The following is a 16,109-nucleotide window of genomic DNA, read 5'->3' on the forward strand; positions in this document are numbered from 1 at the left end:
TCCTGGCACCGCGGCTGCTGTTCATCGGCCTGGGAGGCCTGTGCCTGCTGGCTACCTGGCTGTCGTTGGCACTGGGGCCGGTCAGCCTGCCATTGCTCGACACCCTGCGCGCTGGCTTGCACCTGGCCGGCGTGCCGGTGCACAGCGCCGGGCTGGAACAGGCCGAAATGATCCTGGGGCAGATCCGCCTGCCCCGTACCGTGCTGGGCCTGGCGGTCGGTGCTGTGCTGGCGTTGGCCGGGGTGGCCATGCAGGGCCTGTTTCGCAACCCCCTGGCAGACCCAGGGCTCGTGGGCGTTTCCAGTGGCGCGGCGCTGGGCGCGGCCATCGCGATCGTCTGCGGCAGCGCCTTCGGCGGCTTGCCGACGCTCCTTGAGCCCTACCTGTTGTCCATCTGTGCGTTTCTGGGTGGCCTGGCGGTCACGGCGCTGGTGTATCGGTTGGGGCGCAAGGACGGCCAGACCAGCGTGGCCGTGATGCTGTTGGCGGGCGTGGCGCTGACCGCATTGGCCAGTTCGGCGGTAGGCCTGTTCACCTACCTGGCCGACGACGCCACCTTGCGGACCTTGACGTTCTGGAACCTGGGCAGCCTCAATGGCGCCAGCTACCAACGCCTGTGGCCGCTGCTGCTGATCGCCCTGGGCGTGGCGCTGTGGCTGCCACGCCGGGCCAAGGCGTTGAATGCGTTGTTGCTGGGCGAGTCCGAAGCGCGGCACCTGGGCATCGAAGTAGAGCGCCTGAAACGGGAATTGGTGCTGTGCACGGCCTTGGGCGTCGGCGCCGCCGTGGCGGCCGCGGGCCTGATCGGTTTCATTGGCCTGGTCGTCCCCCACCTGGTGCGCCAGGTGGCAGGGCCGGACCATCGCGTGCTGCTGCCTGCCTCGCTGTTGGCCGGCGCCAGCCTGTTGCTGTTCGCCGACCTGATCGCGCGCATGGCGCTGGCGCCCGCCGAGCTGCCCATCGGCATTGTCACGGCGTTCCTGGGGGCGCCGTTCTTTCTCTATCTGTTGGTGCGGGGGCGTCCCTGATGTTGCGTGTGGATAACCTGCAGGTAGTACGCGGGCGCGAGACCGTGCTCAGTGGCGTGAGCCTGGCGTTGCAGCCGGGCGAGGTGCTGGGCGTGCTGGGCCCCAACGGTGCGGGCAAGAGCACGTTGCTGGGGGCATTGTGTGGTGAGTTGGCGGTAGCCCAGGGAAACGTTTTCCTGCATGACCGGCCGCTGGGCCAGTGGTCAGGCCCTGAACGTGCGCGACGCCTGGCGGTGTTGCCTCAGGTGTCGACCCTGGGCTTTGCCTTCCGCGTGGAGGAAGTGGTGGGCATGGGTCGCTTGCCCCACGGCAGTGGCGTGGCCCGGGATGCCGAGATCATCAGCGCCGCCCTGCACGCCGCCGATGCCGCGCACTTGCGCGATCGCAGCTACCTGGCGCTGTCGGGCGGTGAACGGCAGCGAGTGCATTTGGCCCGGGTATTGGCGCAACTGTGGCCGGGGGAGGCGGGTGCCACGTTGCTGCTGGATGAGCCAACCTCGGCCCTTGACCCATTGCACCAGCACACCACACTGCAGGCGGTGCGTGATTTTGCCGACCGGGGCGCGGCGGTGCTGGTGATCCTGCATGACCTGAACCTGGCGGCGCGGTATTGCGACCGGATCCTGCTGTTGCAGAACGGGCGGCCCTATGCCCTGGATACACCCCAGCGAGTGTTGCAGCCTGAAGGGGTGAAAGCGGTTTTCGGCCTGGACGTGCTGGTGCAGCCGCATCCGGAGCGTGGGCACCCGCTGATCATTGCGCGCTGAGGTTGGCCCGCCTCTGGAGGGCGAACGCCGAATCGCGGGCAAAAAAAGACCCGGCAAAAAGCCGGGTCAATAACCGTGATTAGCCTGATGAGGAGATAATCTGAGAGTCCGAACCAAGGTCTTTCAAATCATCACTGGCCTCGCGACCAGATGTGATAATCATAACAATTCTCATTTCGAAGTCAACAGCAGGCTGCATTTATTTTCATTGCCCGCTCATCAGCCCCGTCACCTGACGGTTCAGGGCCTCGATTCGGCGCGCCATGCTTTCAATCAGGCTGTGGGCAATGCGCGGGTTGGTCTGGGTCAGGGCGAGAAACTGTTCGCGGGGAATGATCATCAGCGTGCACGGTTCGCTGGCGATGACCGTGGCGCTGCGTTTTTCATGCGTGAAGACGGCCATGGCGCCGAATATCTCGTCCTTGGGTACGTCGCCGACCTTGTGGCCATCCACGAACGCTTCGGCGCGGCCCTCGATGATCACGAACACATGGTCGGCATCGTCACCCTGGTTGATCAGTACTTCGCCGGCCGCTACATGCTTGAAACCGTTGCTGGCGCGGTATTCGGGCTGCTTGAGACGTGTGATGGCATCGCACAGCAGGGTGGCCTGGCCCGTCAGGTACTCGATCAGCAGTTCCTGGGTAGCCGGGGTGGCGTTGATGTGGGCCAGCACTTCGGTGCGCGCGTAGGGCACCACCCGCAGGGCGCCATCGCTGCTGTAGTGGTAGGCCATGTCGTCGCGGTTCTGATAGAGCCCCAGCAAGTCGCCGTCCTGCAGGTAAAACAAGGGGCGCTGGTTGATGCGAGCCTGGACCAGGCCGCTGTCGATCAGGTACAGGTGGGTGTCGTTGAGCAGGCCCGAGAGGTCGGCGCCCGGCTCCAGCTCCAGGGCTGGCCCTTCAGGGCCCACGCCCAGCAATAACTGCGGCCCGATGCCCTGCAGGCGGTTGACCCAGGCATCGGCGTAGGCCGGCTGCTCTCCAAATAGATACATGTGCGACTCCCTCGACCGTCGAGCCTGACCCGCGGGCGCGGTCAGTTTTTACGACGAGACGATATCGCGTCGAGTTGCTGATTCAAAGCCTCTTTGCGCTCAGGGGGAATGTCATTCCAATGCACGTCCAGCAGGGCGCCCTCAATGGCATACAGCAACACCTTGGAGGCCCGGAAACCGCGGGTCTTCACCGCTCGGTAGGCGTCGACCGCGCCCAGGCGGCGCAAGTCCGAAGCGCTGTGGATGCCCACGGCGTGCAGCCACTGCGCGGAGGTCTTGCCCAGGTTTTTCAAATGCTGAAGTTCATCGTTCATCAAGCCTCCTTGCGACGGCTGAACTGGGTCGAGGCTCATTTGCTGGCCGCTCTGATCAGGGAGTGTAGCGGCACTTTGGAAATGCGCTCAGGGCGTGCTTTCCTGCATTAATCAGCAGGTTGCGGGCAGCTGGAAGCCGGCGCGGGGTGCGCCGGGCGGCCGGCTCACGTGCGTCAGCGGGTGCGGTAGCGCAAGCGGGTACCGAAATTCACCGACATCAGGATTTCATCGGCGGTCAGCTCCACCGGGAAATAGGCGCCGGAAATTTGCGCGTTGGCGAGGCTGGCGCCTTCCATGCACGTGTCGCGCAGGTCCAGGCCGCGCAGGTCGGCGGTACGGAAATAGGCGTCGGTGAAGTCGATATTGCGCGCATCGAGTTCACGCAGGTCCAACCCGCGGAAGTCACCGCCACGGAAGTCCACCTGGGTGTCAGCAGGGCGTTCCTGGTTGAAACCGCGGACATTCTCGTGGTGCACGAGGGCGTAGAGGTGCGAGTCGAGCTGCTTGGGCTGGCTCATGGCGACTTTCCTGTTGGAATTATTGACGCCATTATAATGCCACTATCGCGTGGCGATAATTGTCGACTGCTTCACGCCTGCAGCAAATACCTGCGGGCCCGGTGCTACAGGAGCCGGGCCCGCAGGGGGCAGTAGCCTTTACAGCCCCGGCAGGCGCTGGCGGATCTGCTCCACCAGTTTGTCCAGGCTGCCGCTTTCATTGGTTTCCACGCGCTTGCTGAGTACCAACTCTTCGGCGGTCAGCGGTTCGCGGCTGGCTTGCTGAGCCTCGATCACTTCCAGGGTGGCGTCGGACGGGTCGTTCTGTTCGGCCTGGCGTTGTTGCAGCCACGCTTCGAGCACGGCCTGTGGCGCGTTGCAGTCGAGGATCAGGAAAGGCACCCCGGTGGTTTCGGCGACGGCCGCGGCCTGCTGGCGCTGGTCGTGCTTGAGGTAGGTGGCGTCGATAGCCACCGGGAAGCCGGCACGCAGGATGCCTTCGGCTACTTTATGCAGATGCTGGTAGGTGGCTACGCTCGCATCGCTGCTGTAAATGCCGCTGTGCAGGGCGTTGTCGCCTTGCTGCGCGCCGAACAGGCGCTTGCGCTCCACGTCGGAACGCAGGCGAATGGCGCCCAGGGCTTCGACCATGCGCATGGCCACGTGGCTCTTGCCCACGGCGGAAACGCCGCTGGTAACGGCCAGGAAGCGCGACGGAATGGCGCTGTAGCTTTCCGCCAGGTTGGCGTACTTGCGGTATTGCTTGAAGGTGGTGGCGCGCTGCACGGCGTCCGACTCCGGGGTCAGGCCGAACAGGGCTACCTTGGCGCGCACCAGGGCACGGTAGGCCTTGTAGAAATTCAGCAGGTCCAGGCCACGGTAGTCGCCGGTCAGCTCCAGGTACTGGCTGATGAAACGGCGGGCCAGGCACTTGAGCCCGCGGTCTTCCAGGTCCATGGCCAGGAAGCCGATGTCGGCGTAGACGTCGGTGAAGCGGAAGGGCTCGTTGAACTCGATGCAGTCGAAGATCACCACATCGCCGTCGATCAGGGTGGCGTTGCCCAGGTGGATATCACCGTGGCATTCGCGAATCGAACCGCCAGCCTTGCGTTCCTGCAGCAATGGTTTGAGGCGCGCGAAGCTGGACTGGGCCCAGCCTTGCAAGGCGTCGAGCTGTTGCAGGTCGGCCGCGTCCTTGAGGAAGGGGCGGATCTGCTCGAAGTTCTGTTCCACCGGGGCCATTACCGCTTCCGGGGTGCCGGCTTCATTGGCGGCGGGCACGATCGGCGCGTTCAGGTGGAACTCGGCGATCTGCCGGGCCATGGAGTCGATGTGCGTGCTGGTCAATTCGCCGTTGGCCTGCAGAGTGCTCAGCAGGTTGCTCTGGGGGAACTGGCGCACCTGCAGGGCGTATTCGATGGCGGGGCCGTCGCCACCGAACTGGGGGGCGTCGGCGGTGCCGGTAATCGGCAGTACCTGCAGGTACAGGTCGTCGGTCAGGCGCTGGTTCAAGCGCAGCTCTTCGTTGCAGAAGTGCTCGCGCGACGCCAGGCTGGAGAAGTCCAGGAAGCCGAAGTTCATCGGTTTCTTGATCTTGTACACGTAGGGACCGGTGAGCAGTACCCAGGAAATGTGCGTTTCAATGACCTGGAAGGCTTCCACGGGATGCGGGTAGAGGGCCGGGTTCTGCAGGGCGGCGATAAGGGCTTGGCTCACGGGCGGTCCTTCATACTGTCAAGAATTCGAGGCAGGCATTATGGCCGCTGGCGCAGGCCCTGCAAACCTTTCATGGGCGCTTGTCGTCGCGCGATGTGGACGCCTGCTCAGCCACGATAAAGTGCGTATAATCCGCCGCCATGACTCGATCCCGATCCTCCCGTACCCCTAAAAAACGCGCCTCTGGCGGCCTTCGTACCTGGCTTGGCTGGGGCTTGAAGCTGGGCCTCGTCGGCCTGGTGATACTGGCTGGCTTTGCCGTTTACCTCGACGCCATCGTGCAAGAGAAGTTTTCCGGCAAGCGCTGGACCATCCCGGCCAAGGTCTATGCCCGGCCGCTGGAGCTGTTCGTTGGCCAGAAGCTGAGCGAGGCCGATTTCCTCACCGAACTCGATGCCCTGGGCTACCGCCGCACCACGGTGCTGGACGGGCCGGGCTCGGCCGTGGTCAAAGGCACCACGGTGAACCTCAATACCCGTGGCTTCCAGTTCTACGAAGGGCTGGAAAAGGCGCAGCCGGTGCAAGTGCGCTTTAACGGCGACTATGTGGCCGAGCTCAGTTCCACCACGGAGGCCAAATTGCCGGTGGTGCGCCTTGAGCCTCTGCTGATCGGCGGCCTGTACCCCAAGAACCTCGAAGACCGTATCCTGATCAAGCTCGACCAGGTGCCGCCGCACTTGCTCGACACCCTGGTAACGGTCGAGGACCGTGACTTCTACCACCACTTCGGTGTGTCGCCCAAGTCCATCGCCCGGGCTGTGTGGGTCAACACTTCGTCCGGCCAGATGCGCCAGGGCGGCAGCACCCTGACCCAGCAGCTGGTGAAGAACTTCTACCTCACCAACGAGCGCAGCCTGTCGCGCAAGCTCACCGAAGCGATGATGGCGGTATTGCTGGAGGTCCACTACAGCAAGCAGGAGATTCTCGAGGCATACCTCAACGAGGTCTTCATCGGCCAGGATGGCCAGCGCGCCGTGCACGGCTTCGGCCTGGCCAGCCAGTTTTTCTTCAGCCAGCCGCTGTCGGAGCTCAAGCTGCATCAGGTCGCGTTGCTGGTGGGCATGGTCAAGGGGCCGTCCTACTACAACCCGCGTCGCTACCCGGACCGGGCGCTGGAGCGTCGCAACCTGGTGCTCGACTTGCTGGCGCAGCAAGGCGTGGCGACCCAGGCGGAAGTGGATGCGGCGAAGAAAATGCCACTGGGCGTGACCAAGCAAGGCAGCCTGGCGGACAGCTCGTTCCCTGGTTTCCTGGACCTTGTGAAACGTCAGTTGCGTGAAGACTACCGCGACGAAGACTTGACCGAGGAAGGCCTGCGGATCTTCACCAGTTTCGACCCCATCCTGCAGATGAAGGCCGAAGCTTCGGTCACCGATACCTTCAAACGCCTGGGCAACCGCAAGGGCGTGGACGATGTCGAGGCCGCCATGGTGGTCACCAACCCGGAAAGCGGGGAAGTGCAGGCATTGGTGGGCAGCCGGGCGCCCGGGTTCGCCGGTTTCAACCGGGCCCTGGATGCAGTGCGGCCGATCGGCTCGCTGGTCAAACCGTCCATTTACCTGACGGCGCTGGAGAAGCCCAGCCAGTACACCCTTACCAGTTGGGTCAAGGATGAGCCATTCGAGGTAAAAGGGGCCGATGGGCAAATCTGGCGTCCGAAGAACTACGAAGGCAATTCCAACGGCACGATCTTCCTGTACCAGGGCCTGGCGCATTCGTTGAACCTGTCCACGGCGCGCTTGGGCCTGGACCTGGGCGTGCCCAATGTATTCAAGACCATTGGCCGCCTGGGCGTGGACGTCGACTGGCCGACGTATCCCTCGATGCTGCTGGGCGCCGGCGGCATGTCGCCCATCCAGGTGGCGACCATGTACCAGACCATTGCCAACGGCGGCTTCAACACGCCAATGCGCGGCATCCGCAGTGTGCTGACCTCTGACGGCCAGCCGCTCAAGCGTTATCCGTTCCAGGTGCAGCAGCGTTTCGACCCGGGTTCCATCTACCTGATCCAGAACGCCATGCAGCGCGTGATGCGCGAAGGTACCGGCCGATCGGTGTACAACGTACTGCCCAGTTCATTGAACCTGGCAGGCAAGACCGGCACCAGTAATGATTCCCGGGACAGCTGGTTCGCCGGCTTCAGCCAGGACGTGCTGGCCGTGGTGTGGATAGGCCGCGATGACAACGGCAAGACGCCGTTCACCGGCGCCACCGGTGCCCTGCAGGTATGGACCAGCTTCATGAAGAAAGCCGACCCGCTGCCGCTGGATACCCCGGTACCGGACAACGTGGTGCAGGCCTGGATCGACCCGCACACCGGGCAGGGCTCCGATGCCAACTGCCCCGGTGCGGTGCAGATGCCGTATATTCGCGGTAGTGAACCTGCCGCGGGCGCGGCCTGCGGGGGGAACCAGGCACCGGCTGATTCAGTGATGGATTGGGTCAAGGGCTGGCTGAATTAACGACAGCGTCAAGCTGCAAGTTCAAAGCGGCAAGTTTGAAGCGGTGCGCGGTGGGCTTTGCTTGTCGCTTGGCGCTTGAAACGTGCAGCTTCTTCCGCAAAGAGGAATCGAAGTGAATAAGTGGTGGTTTCCTGCTGTAACGGCGCTGGCGTTGCTCAACGGTTGCGCCAATGTGCCGCAAGGCTCGATCCCGGTGGTGGACTCCGGTACCGCCGTGTCCAACAGTGAGCGTGTCTCGGCCAGCCGTGGCTACGCCCCGGCTCAGCGCCAGGCGCCGGCTGCCGTGTCTGAAGACTCAGGCGTAGTGGTGATGCCTCAGGGCAATTCCGCGCCCATGACCTTCGCCGCGCCCCAGAGCGCCCCGATCAGTACCGGGCCGATTACCCCTGGGCCGAGCACCTCGGCCCCGATCACGCCCCAGGCCTATAACAGCGCGCCGGTCACCAGCAACTACAGCATGCCGGCGACCAGCAATGCGCCTACCGGTATCCCCAGCAACAACACCAGTGGCGGCCTGGCGGCCGACGAACAGCTCGACGGCCCGGTGCTGGCCTTGCTGACCACCGCCCAGCAGCAACAGGGCGGTGGCGACCTCAATGGCGCATCGTCGAGCCTGGAGCGTGCCCAGCGCATTGCTCCGCGTGAGCCGCAGGTGCTCTACCGTCTGGCTCAGGTGCGCCTGTCCCAGGGCGACGCGCCCCAAGCCGAGCAACTGGCTCGCCGCGCCCTGACGTACGCCAACGGCCGGCCAGACCTGCAGGCCAGCCTGTGGACCACCATCGCCCAGGCCCGTGAAAAGCAGGGTGATTCGGCGGGTGCCGCGCAGGCTCGTCAGAAAGCTTCGGGGAATTGAAGATGGACGCACGTTTTCCGCAGATAGCCGACCATCTGTTGCTGATCGAGCGCGAACTGCGGGTGCAGGGGTGGTGGGACGAGACCCCGCCCAGCGCCGAACAATTGGCCAGCCAGGAGCCTTTCAGCGTCGACACGCTGGATTTTTCACAATGGTTGCAGTGGATTTTCCTGCCGCGTATGAAGCAGATCCTGGAGCAGGATCTGCCGCTGCCCAATGCGTCGGGTATCTTGGCGATGGCTGAAATGGTGTACGCCAACGACGCCCACAAGAGCCGGGGCATCCGCGTACTGCTGCATCAGTTCGACGAACTGATCACCCAGGCAGGTTGATCCGCTCGGTCCCACAAGGGGGTTACCGCCAACCGGTGGGGCCGAGCCCGCGGTATCATTGGCAGTTGTCGTCGATCTGCTTCTGCGTCAAGGTTATCTTCGCTTGGCGCTCTTCTTCCGTCAGCCGCCGCAATTCCCCTCCCATGTCCTGCCGTACCCGCGGATTGTTCTGCAACTGCGCCAGGTTCTTTCGACTGGTGTCACAAAACGCCGCCATTTTTTCTTCCTGATCCTGTACCTGCTGCCGCACCTGACGATCGGCAGCCTGTTGGGCAGCCCGGCCCTGGCTGGCGTCGGGCGCCTTGGGGGGAACCTGCGCAGGGGGCGTCACGGGCTTGGCCGCGTCCACCTGGGTGGCGTTTTGCCCCGCTGGCGGTTGGGCGTCGAAGTGCGTCACGCCCTGGTCATCGACCCATTTGTAGATCTGCGCTGCCAGCCCCGCAGGGCTTGCCAATGCCAGCGCAAAGGCCGTGAAGATGATCGCTCGCATGCTAATTCCTTGACCATTAACGCAATCATGAAACTACCTTGGGCGGTTCTGAGCAAATGTTTTCTGCATCTGGCTGAAAAATTAGCACGCATTAAATTGCAACAGATGGCTTGACTTGAGCGCCGCGAATCACAACAATCGTATTCCCGCTGTAGAGGGACTGCCAGAAGCAGACCCGCTCGGCAGATCATGAGGCGCACACCCGCGCCGACCTGTTACACCCGCAACGCGTTACCTCGCGCTGGGTGGGAAACCCCCGCAACACTTTGGGGAAGTCCCAATACTTGCTCAGTCAGTGCTGACGTAGTCGGCGACCACCGTCGCTCATGCTCTGCTGGCAGTAAACCTATTAAGACCCGTTCCCATGGAGCGGTATTCTGGCGTTTTAGAGGTGAACAACGTGGAGCTTTTATCTGGCGCTGAGATGGTCGTCCGCTTTTTGCGTGACGAAGGCGTTAAGCACATCTACGGGTACCCTGGCGGTGCTCTCCTGCATGTTTACGATGCCCTGTTCAAAGAACCGGAAGTGGAACACATCCTGGTTCGCCACGAGCAGGCCGCGACCCATATGGCTGACGGCTATGCCCGTGCCACCGGCAAGGCCGGCGTGGTACTGGTGACCTCCGGCCCAGGCGCGACCAATGCCATCACCGGTATCGCCACGGCCTACATGGACTCTATCCCCATGGTCGTGCTGTCCGGCCAGGTTGCCAGCACCCTGGTGGGTACCGATGCGTTCCAGGAAACCGACATGATCGGTATCTCCCGGCCGATCGTGAAGCACAGCTTCATGGTCAAGCACGCATCCGAGATCCCTGAAGTCCTGAAGAAAGCTTTCTACCTGGCGCAGTCCGGTCGCCCGGGGCCTGTCGTTGTCGACATCCCGAAAGACATGACCAACCCGGCCGAGAAGTTCGAATACGTTTACCCGAAGAAGGCCAAGCTGCGTTCCTACAGCCCTGCCGTTCGTGGCCACTCCGGCCAGATCCGCAAGGCCGTGGAAATGCTGCTGGCCGCCAAGCGTCCGGTAATGTACGCCGGTGGTGGCGTGATCCTGGGCGGCGGTTCGGCGCAATTGACCGAACTGGCACAACTGCTGAACCTGCCGGTCACCAATACCCTGATGGGCCTTGGCGCCTACCCGGGCATGGACCGTCAGTTCGTCGGCATGCTGGGCATGCACGGCAGCTACACCGCCAACCTGGCGATGCACCATGCCGACGTGATCCTGGCCGTAGGCGCGCGTTTCGATGACCGTGTGATCAACGGAGCGGCGAAGTTCTGCCCGAACGCCAAGATCATCCACATCGACATCGACCCGGCGTCGATCTCCAAGACCATCAAGGCCGACGTGCCAATCGTTGGTCCGGTCGACAGCGTGCTGACCGAAATGGTCGCCACCCTGAAGGAAATCGGCGAAACCCCGAACAAGGAGTCGGTTGCCAGCTGGTGGAAACAGGTCGACGAATGGCGTGGCGACAAAGGTCTGTTCCCTTACAACAAGGGCGACGGCAGCCTGATCAAGCCGCAGACCGTTATCGAAACCCTGTGCGAAGTCACCGGCGGCGAAGCCTTCGTGACCTCGGACGTGGGCCAGCACCAGATGTTCGCTGCCCAGTACTACAAGTTCAACAAGCCTAACCGCTGGATCAACTCCGGTGGCCTGGGCACCATGGGCTTCGGCTTGCCAGCGGCCATGGGCGTGCAGATGAGCTTCCCCGACGCGCACGTTGCCTGCGTGACCGGTGAGGGCAGCATCCAGATGAACATCCAGGAGCTGTCCACCTGCCTGCAGTACGACCTGCCGGTGAAGATCATTCTGTTGAACAACGGCGTGCTGGGCATGGTTCGCCAGTGGCAGGACATGAGCTACGGTGGCCGTCACTCGCACTCGTACGTTGAATCGCTGCCTGATTTCGTCAAGCTGGTCGAGGCCTACGGCCACGTCGGCATGCGCATCACCGATCTGAAAGACCTGAAACCGATGATGGAAAAAGCCTTCGCCATGAAGGACCGTCTGGTGTTCCTGGACATTCAGGTTGATGTCACCGAGCACGTCTACCCGATGCAGATCAAGGACGGTTCGATGCGCGATATGTGGCTGAGCAAGACGGAGCGTACCTAATCATGCGGCACATTATTTCCCTGCTGTTGGAAAACGAACCGGGTGCATTGTCCCGTGTGGTCGGGTTGTTCTCGCAACGCAACTACAACATCGAAAGCCTGACCGTGGCCCCTACCGAAGACCCGACCCTGTCGCGTCTGACCCTGACCACGTTCGGCCACGATGAAGTGATCGAGCAGATCACCAAGAACCTCAACAAGCTGATCGAAGTGGTCAAGCTGGTCGACCTGTCGGAAAGCGCGCACATCGAGCGTGAGTTGATGCTGGTCAAGGTCAAGGCCACGGGCGCCCAGCGCGCCGAGATCAAGCGCACCACGGATATCTTCCGCGGGCAGATCGTCGACGTCACCAGCAGCGTGTACACCGTGCAACTGGCTGGCACCAGCGACAAGCTCGACAGCTTCATCCAGGCCATCGGCACCGCCTCGATCCTGGAGACCGTGCGCAGCGGGGTCACCGGTATCGCACGTGGCGACAAAGTGCTGAGCATCTGAACAAGGCAGTAGAGGTGGCGGGCAGCCCCGCCACCTTCAACCAAATTAGCGTATGGCCACCGGCCAAGATAACAGGGGTAATTTCATGAAAGTTTATTACGACAAAGACTGCGACCTGTCCATCATCCAGGGCAAGAAAGTCGCCATCATCGGTTACGGCTCCCAGGGCCACGCTCAAGCGTGCAACCTGAAAGACTCCGGTGTTGACGTCACTGTCGGTCTGCGCAAAGGCTCGGCCACTGTCGCCAAGGCTGAAGCCCACGGTCTGAAAGTCGCTGACGTGGCCACTGCCGTCGCCGGCGCCGACTTGGTCATGATCCTGACCCCGGACGAATTCCAATCCCAGCTGTACAAGAACGAAATCGAGCCGAACATCAAGAAAGGCGCCACCCTGGCCTTCTCCCACGGCTTCGCCATCCACTACAACCAGGTCGTGCCACGCGCTGACCTGGACGTGATCATGATCGCGCCGAAAGCCCCGGGCCACACCGTGCGTTCCGAGTTCGTCAAAGGCGGCGGCATCCCTGACCTGATCGCTATCTACCAGGACGCTTCGGGCAACGCCAAGAACGTCGCCCTGTCGTACGCTTCGGGCGTTGGCGGCGGCCGTACCGGCATCATCGAAACCACCTTCAAGGACGAGACCGAAACCGACCTGTTCGGCGAACAGGCCGTACTGTGCGGCGGTACCGTCGAGCTGGTCAAAGCCGGTTTCGAAACCCTGGTCGAAGCGGGCTACGCGCCGGAAATGGCCTACTTTGAGTGCCTGCACGAACTGAAGCTGATCGTTGACCTCATGTACGAAGGCGGTATCGCCAACATGAACTACTCGATCTCCAACAACGCCGAATACGGCGAGTACGTGACCGGCCCTGAAGTCATCAACGCCGAATCCCGTCAGGCCATGCGCAACGCTCTGAAGCGCATCCAGGACGGCGAATACGCCAAGATGTTCATCAGCGAAGGTGCCACTGGCTACCCATCGATGACCGCCAAGCGTCGCAACAACGCCGCTCACGGTATCGAAGTCATCGGCGAGCAACTGCGCTCGATGATGCCGTGGATCGCAGCGAACAAGATCGTCGACAAGGCCAAGAACTGATACAAGCCTTGTAGCGATGAAAACGCGGCTTCGGCCGCGTTTTTTCGTTATGGTGGTCAGGTTCTGGTATAAAGCTGCAACGTTTGCCGACGAACCCTCGTCGCAGACGTCTGTCGAAACTTTCCACACCGTTGCAAGGTATTGTCCATGAGCGAACGTCCCGAAGAGCCGAACACGGCCTCTGACGCCGAAAGCCTGCTACCGATCGATGAGCATGTCGAAGAAGGGCATGACGCAGAAGGGCGTAAAGTCCGGCATCGCGGCATCTATCTGCTGCCCAACCTGTTCACCACGGCGAACCTGTTTGCCGGGTTCTACTCGATCATCAACTCCATCAGCGCGCAAAGTGCCCTGAGCGCCGGCAATTCCGTCGATGCCGCCAAGTACTTCTCGTACGCTGCCATCGCCATTTTCGTCGCCATGGTCCTCGATGGCCTGGACGGCCGCGTGGCCCGCATGACCAACACCCAGAGCGCCTTTGGCGCTGAATATGACTCCCTGTCGGACATGGTCGCCTTCGGCCTGGCGCCGGCGCTGCTGGCCTTCGGCTGGGCGCTGGGTGACATGGGCAAGGTCGGCTGGATGGTCGCCTTCATTTATGTAGCGGGCGCTGCCCTGCGCCTGGCGCGCTTCAATACCCAGGTCGGCAAGGCTGACAAGCGCTACTTCATCGGCCTGGCCAGCCCGGCGGCTGCCGGTGTGGTGGCAGGTACCGTGTGGGCCTTCAGCGACTACGGCATCCAGGGTTCCAAGTTGTCGTTCCTGGTGGCGCTGCTGGTTGCGGCCGCAGGCATGCTGATGGTCAGCAACATCAAGTACAACAGCTTCAAGGAGCTTGACCTCAAGGGCCGTGTGCCGTTCGTGGCCATCCTGGCCGTGGTGCTGGTGTTCGCCGTGGTCTTCAGTGACCCGCCACGTATCCTGCTGCTGATCTTCCTCTGCTACGCCGCTTCCGGCCCTGTGCAATATCTATTGCGCAAGAGTCGTCACAAAGCAGCCTGATAGGCTCATACTCCATGGTCTGATGCTGTGAAAGCCAGACCGTGGAGTGCTTATGCTGATCAAGCTTGCAAAGGCTTCGGACTGTAAAGAGTCCGACGTCACCCCTCACGCTTCCTACCTCTCGCGCCGCACCTTCTTGGGTGGTTCCATGCTGGCCCTGGCCGCCACGGGGCTGCCGCGCCTGGCAGTGGCCGACCCTTCCCTGTATGCGGATGTCGATCCGGGGAAATCGCCAAAGTGGTTCGCCAACAAGCTGCCCAATACCCAGTGGCAGGCTGTGACCGTGAAGGGCGAGGCCATCACTCCCTTCAAGGATGCCACGCACTACAACAACTACTACGAATTCGGCACCGACAAGGGCGACCCTGCGGCGAATGCCGGCGCATTGAAGACCGAGCCGTGGAGCGTGGTGATCGATGGCGAGGTCGCGAAACCGGGACGGTATGCCCTGGAAGACTTCATGCAGCCATACCAGTTGCAGGAGCGCATCTACCGCATGCGCTGCGTGGAGGCATGGTCCATGGTCATTCCCTGGCTGGGGTTTCCATTGGCAGACCTGCTGAAGCAGGTGCAGCCCACCAGCAAGGCGAAATACATCCGCTTCGAAACGCTCAACGACCCACAGGTCATGCCTGGGCAGCGCTCGGATTTCGCGTTGATCCAGTGGCCCTATGTAGAAGGGCTGCGCCTTGATGAGGCCATGCACCCGCTGACTATCCTCGCCGTAGGCATGTATGGGCGCGAATTGCCCAACCAGAATGGCGCGCCACTGCGGTTGGTGGTGCCGTGGAAGTATGGTTTCAAGGGCGTGAAATCCATTGTGCGCATCAGCCTGGTGAGTGAGCAGCCCACCACGACCTGGCAGAACATCGCGCCGGACGAGTACGGCTTCTTTGCCAACGTCAACCCCAAGGTCGACCACCCGCGCTGGACCCAGGCTCGTGAGCGGCGCTTGCCCAGCGGGCTGTTCAGCCCGAACGTGCGCGACACCCAGATGTTCAATGGCTATGAGGAGGAGGTAGCTTCTCTTTATACAGGTATGGATTTGCGGAAGAACTATTGATGCGTTTTCGGTGGTGGCGGTTGTCGGTGTTTCTGGTAGCGGGTGTCTGGCCATTCTGGTGGGTGTACCAGGCATGGATCTTTGCGCTGGGACCTGACCCGGGCAAAGTGCTGGTCGACCGGCTGGGCCAGGGCACCTTGGTGCTGTTGATGGTGGCCTTGTGCATGACGCCACTGCAACGGCTTACCGGCTGGCCGGGTTGGATCGCGGTGCGGCGGCAACTGGGGTTGTGGTGCTTTGCTTATGCGCTCATGCACCTGGCGGCCTATTTGTTCTTTGTCCTCGGGCTGGATTGGGGGCAGTTGGGCGTGGAGCTGCGCAAGCGGCCTTACATTATTGTCGGGGCCCTGGGGTTGCTGTTCCTGCTGGTGATGGCGGTGACGTCCAATCGCTACAGCCAGCGGCGGTTGGGGCGGCGATGGAAGGTGCTGCACCGGCTTGCTTATATAGTGTTGGGGTTGGGGTTGCTGCATTTCCTCTGGGTGGTGCGGGCGGATTTGAAGGAGTGGTCGGTGTATGCGGGGGTAGGGGTTCTGTTGATGGTGGTGCGGGTGCCTGGGGTGGTGCGGCGGATTCCGCGGTTGGGTGCGGGTTAGGAGGTGCAGGGCTCTGGCTTTTCCGGCGTTCTCAAGACCGAGCGCCGCCCGCGCGGCGCTTCCCGGGCAAGGGCTCGGCGCCGCCCCCGCTCCCACGTCTGTTTCGGGCCAGTTTTGTCTGGCCCTTTGCCTGGTCCGCCTTGTCCTTTCACTACAGATTTGAAGTGAACAAACAAAGCGGTCGAGGTGATTTCACAGGAATAACTGGCCCGAAACCAATGTGGGACCGGGCTTGCCCGGGAAGCGCCGCGCGGGCGGCGCTCGATCTCAA

Annotated in this window: 16 protein-coding genes; 11 read left to right on the forward strand and 5 right to left on the reverse strand. The window is 62.4% G+C overall.

Annotated elements, in window-relative coordinates; all coding sequences use genetic code 11:
• Positions 1 to 44: 44 nt before the first annotated feature.
• Entirely contained in the window at positions 45 to 1,028 is a 984-nt protein-coding gene (locus HWQ56_RS03980; protein WP_176572332.1) for a FecCD family ABC transporter permease, read from the forward strand.
• Positions 1,028 to 1,795: a heme ABC transporter ATP-binding protein gene (locus HWQ56_RS03985; protein WP_176569841.1), complete on the forward strand. Its 768-nt coding sequence runs from the start codon at positions 1,028 to 1,030 to the stop codon at positions 1,793 to 1,795. Before HWQ56_RS03980 ends, HWQ56_RS03985 begins: the two co-directional genes overlap by 1 nt.
• 205 nt (positions 1,796 to 2,000) lie before the next feature.
• Here the strand turns inward: HWQ56_RS03985 and HWQ56_RS03990 are convergent, their stop codons facing one another.
• The 4 genes from HWQ56_RS03990 to HWQ56_RS04005 form a co-directional block, all read right to left on the reverse strand.
• A complete protein-coding gene (locus tag HWQ56_RS03990) occupies positions 2,001 to 2,792 on the reverse strand; it encodes a Crp/Fnr family transcriptional regulator (RefSeq protein ID WP_176569842.1) in 792 nt (263 codons plus the stop codon).
• Positions 2,793 to 2,833: 41 nt separating this feature from the next.
• The gene (locus tag HWQ56_RS03995) at positions 2,834 to 3,106 is read right to left on the reverse strand and encodes a TfoX/Sxy family protein (RefSeq protein ID WP_158153746.1); all 273 of its coding nucleotides are present in this window, start codon (positions 3,104 to 3,106) and stop codon (positions 2,834 to 2,836) included.
• 173 nt (positions 3,107 to 3,279) lie between these two features.
• A complete protein-coding gene (locus tag HWQ56_RS04000) occupies positions 3,280 to 3,624 on the reverse strand; it encodes a pentapeptide repeat-containing protein (protein WP_158153747.1) in 345 nt (114 codons plus the stop codon).
• A 138-nt stretch (positions 3,625 to 3,762) separates the two neighbouring features.
• Positions 3,763 to 5,319: a bifunctional aminoglycoside phosphotransferase/ATP-binding protein gene (locus HWQ56_RS04005; RefSeq protein WP_158153748.1), complete on the reverse strand. Its 1,557-nt coding sequence runs from the start codon at positions 5,317 to 5,319 to the stop codon at positions 3,763 to 3,765.
• Between the two features lie 140 nt (positions 5,320 to 5,459).
• Here HWQ56_RS04005 and mrcB point away from each other — a divergent pair, with 140 nt between their 5' ends.
• From mrcB to HWQ56_RS04020, 3 genes are all read left to right on the forward strand, one after another.
• Positions 5,460 to 7,781, forward strand: a complete 2,322-nt coding sequence (mrcB, locus tag HWQ56_RS04010; protein WP_158153749.1) for a penicillin-binding protein 1B — start codon at positions 5,460 to 5,462, stop codon at positions 7,779 to 7,781.
• A gap of 112 nt (positions 7,782 to 7,893) precedes the next feature.
• The gene (locus HWQ56_RS04015) at positions 7,894 to 8,634 is read left to right on the forward strand and encodes a tetratricopeptide repeat protein (protein ID WP_176569843.1); all 741 of its coding nucleotides are present in this window, start codon (positions 7,894 to 7,896) and stop codon (positions 8,632 to 8,634) included.
• A gap of 2 nt (positions 8,635 to 8,636) precedes the next feature.
• Positions 8,637 to 8,966, forward strand: a complete 330-nt coding sequence (locus HWQ56_RS04020) for a YqcC family protein (protein ID WP_158153751.1) — start codon at positions 8,637 to 8,639, stop codon at positions 8,964 to 8,966.
• A gap of 55 nt (positions 8,967 to 9,021) precedes the next feature.
• On the opposite strand, the gene HWQ56_RS04025 is transcribed toward HWQ56_RS04020, so the two are convergent.
• Complete coding sequence (locus tag HWQ56_RS04025) at positions 9,022 to 9,456, reverse strand: DUF4124 domain-containing protein (RefSeq protein WP_158153752.1); 435 nt, start codon at positions 9,454 to 9,456, stop codon at positions 9,022 to 9,024.
• Positions 9,457 to 9,856: 400 nt separating this feature from the next.
• On the opposite strand from HWQ56_RS04025, the gene HWQ56_RS04030 reads away from it, so the two are divergent.
• From HWQ56_RS04030 to msrQ, 6 genes are all read left to right on the forward strand, one after another.
• Positions 9,857 to 11,581 carry an acetolactate synthase 3 large subunit gene (locus HWQ56_RS04030; RefSeq protein WP_158153753.1) on the forward strand — a complete coding sequence of 575 codons (1,725 nt, stop codon included), beginning with the start codon at positions 9,857 to 9,859 and terminating at the stop codon, positions 11,579 to 11,581.
• A 2-nt stretch (positions 11,582 to 11,583) separates the two neighbouring features.
• Positions 11,584 to 12,075: an acetolactate synthase small subunit gene (gene ilvN / locus HWQ56_RS04035; protein ID WP_158153754.1), complete on the forward strand. Its 492-nt coding sequence runs from the start codon at positions 11,584 to 11,586 to the stop codon at positions 12,073 to 12,075.
• 85 nt (positions 12,076 to 12,160) lie between these two features.
• Entirely contained in the window at positions 12,161 to 13,177 is a 1,017-nt protein-coding gene (gene ilvC, locus HWQ56_RS04040; RefSeq protein ID WP_158153755.1) for a ketol-acid reductoisomerase, read from the forward strand.
• Positions 13,178 to 13,324: 147 nt separating this feature from the next.
• Positions 13,325 to 14,179: a CDP-diacylglycerol--serine O-phosphatidyltransferase gene (gene pssA / locus HWQ56_RS04045; RefSeq protein ID WP_158153756.1), complete on the forward strand. Its 855-nt coding sequence runs from the start codon at positions 13,325 to 13,327 to the stop codon at positions 14,177 to 14,179.
• A 52-nt stretch (positions 14,180 to 14,231) separates the two neighbouring features.
• Positions 14,232 to 15,242: a protein-methionine-sulfoxide reductase catalytic subunit MsrP gene (gene msrP / locus HWQ56_RS04050; protein WP_176569844.1), complete on the forward strand. Its 1,011-nt coding sequence runs from the start codon at positions 14,232 to 14,234 to the stop codon at positions 15,240 to 15,242.
• Complete coding sequence (gene msrQ / locus HWQ56_RS04055; RefSeq protein WP_158153758.1) at positions 15,242 to 15,838, forward strand: protein-methionine-sulfoxide reductase heme-binding subunit MsrQ; 597 nt, start codon at positions 15,242 to 15,244, stop codon at positions 15,836 to 15,838. The genes msrP and msrQ overlap by 1 nt, the downstream gene beginning before the upstream one ends.
• Positions 15,839 to 16,109 lie beyond the last annotated feature (271 nt).

The organism is Pseudomonas eucalypticola, from assembly GCF_013374995.1.
Lineage (GTDB): Bacteria > Pseudomonadota > Gammaproteobacteria > Pseudomonadales > Pseudomonadaceae > Aquipseudomonas > Aquipseudomonas eucalypticola.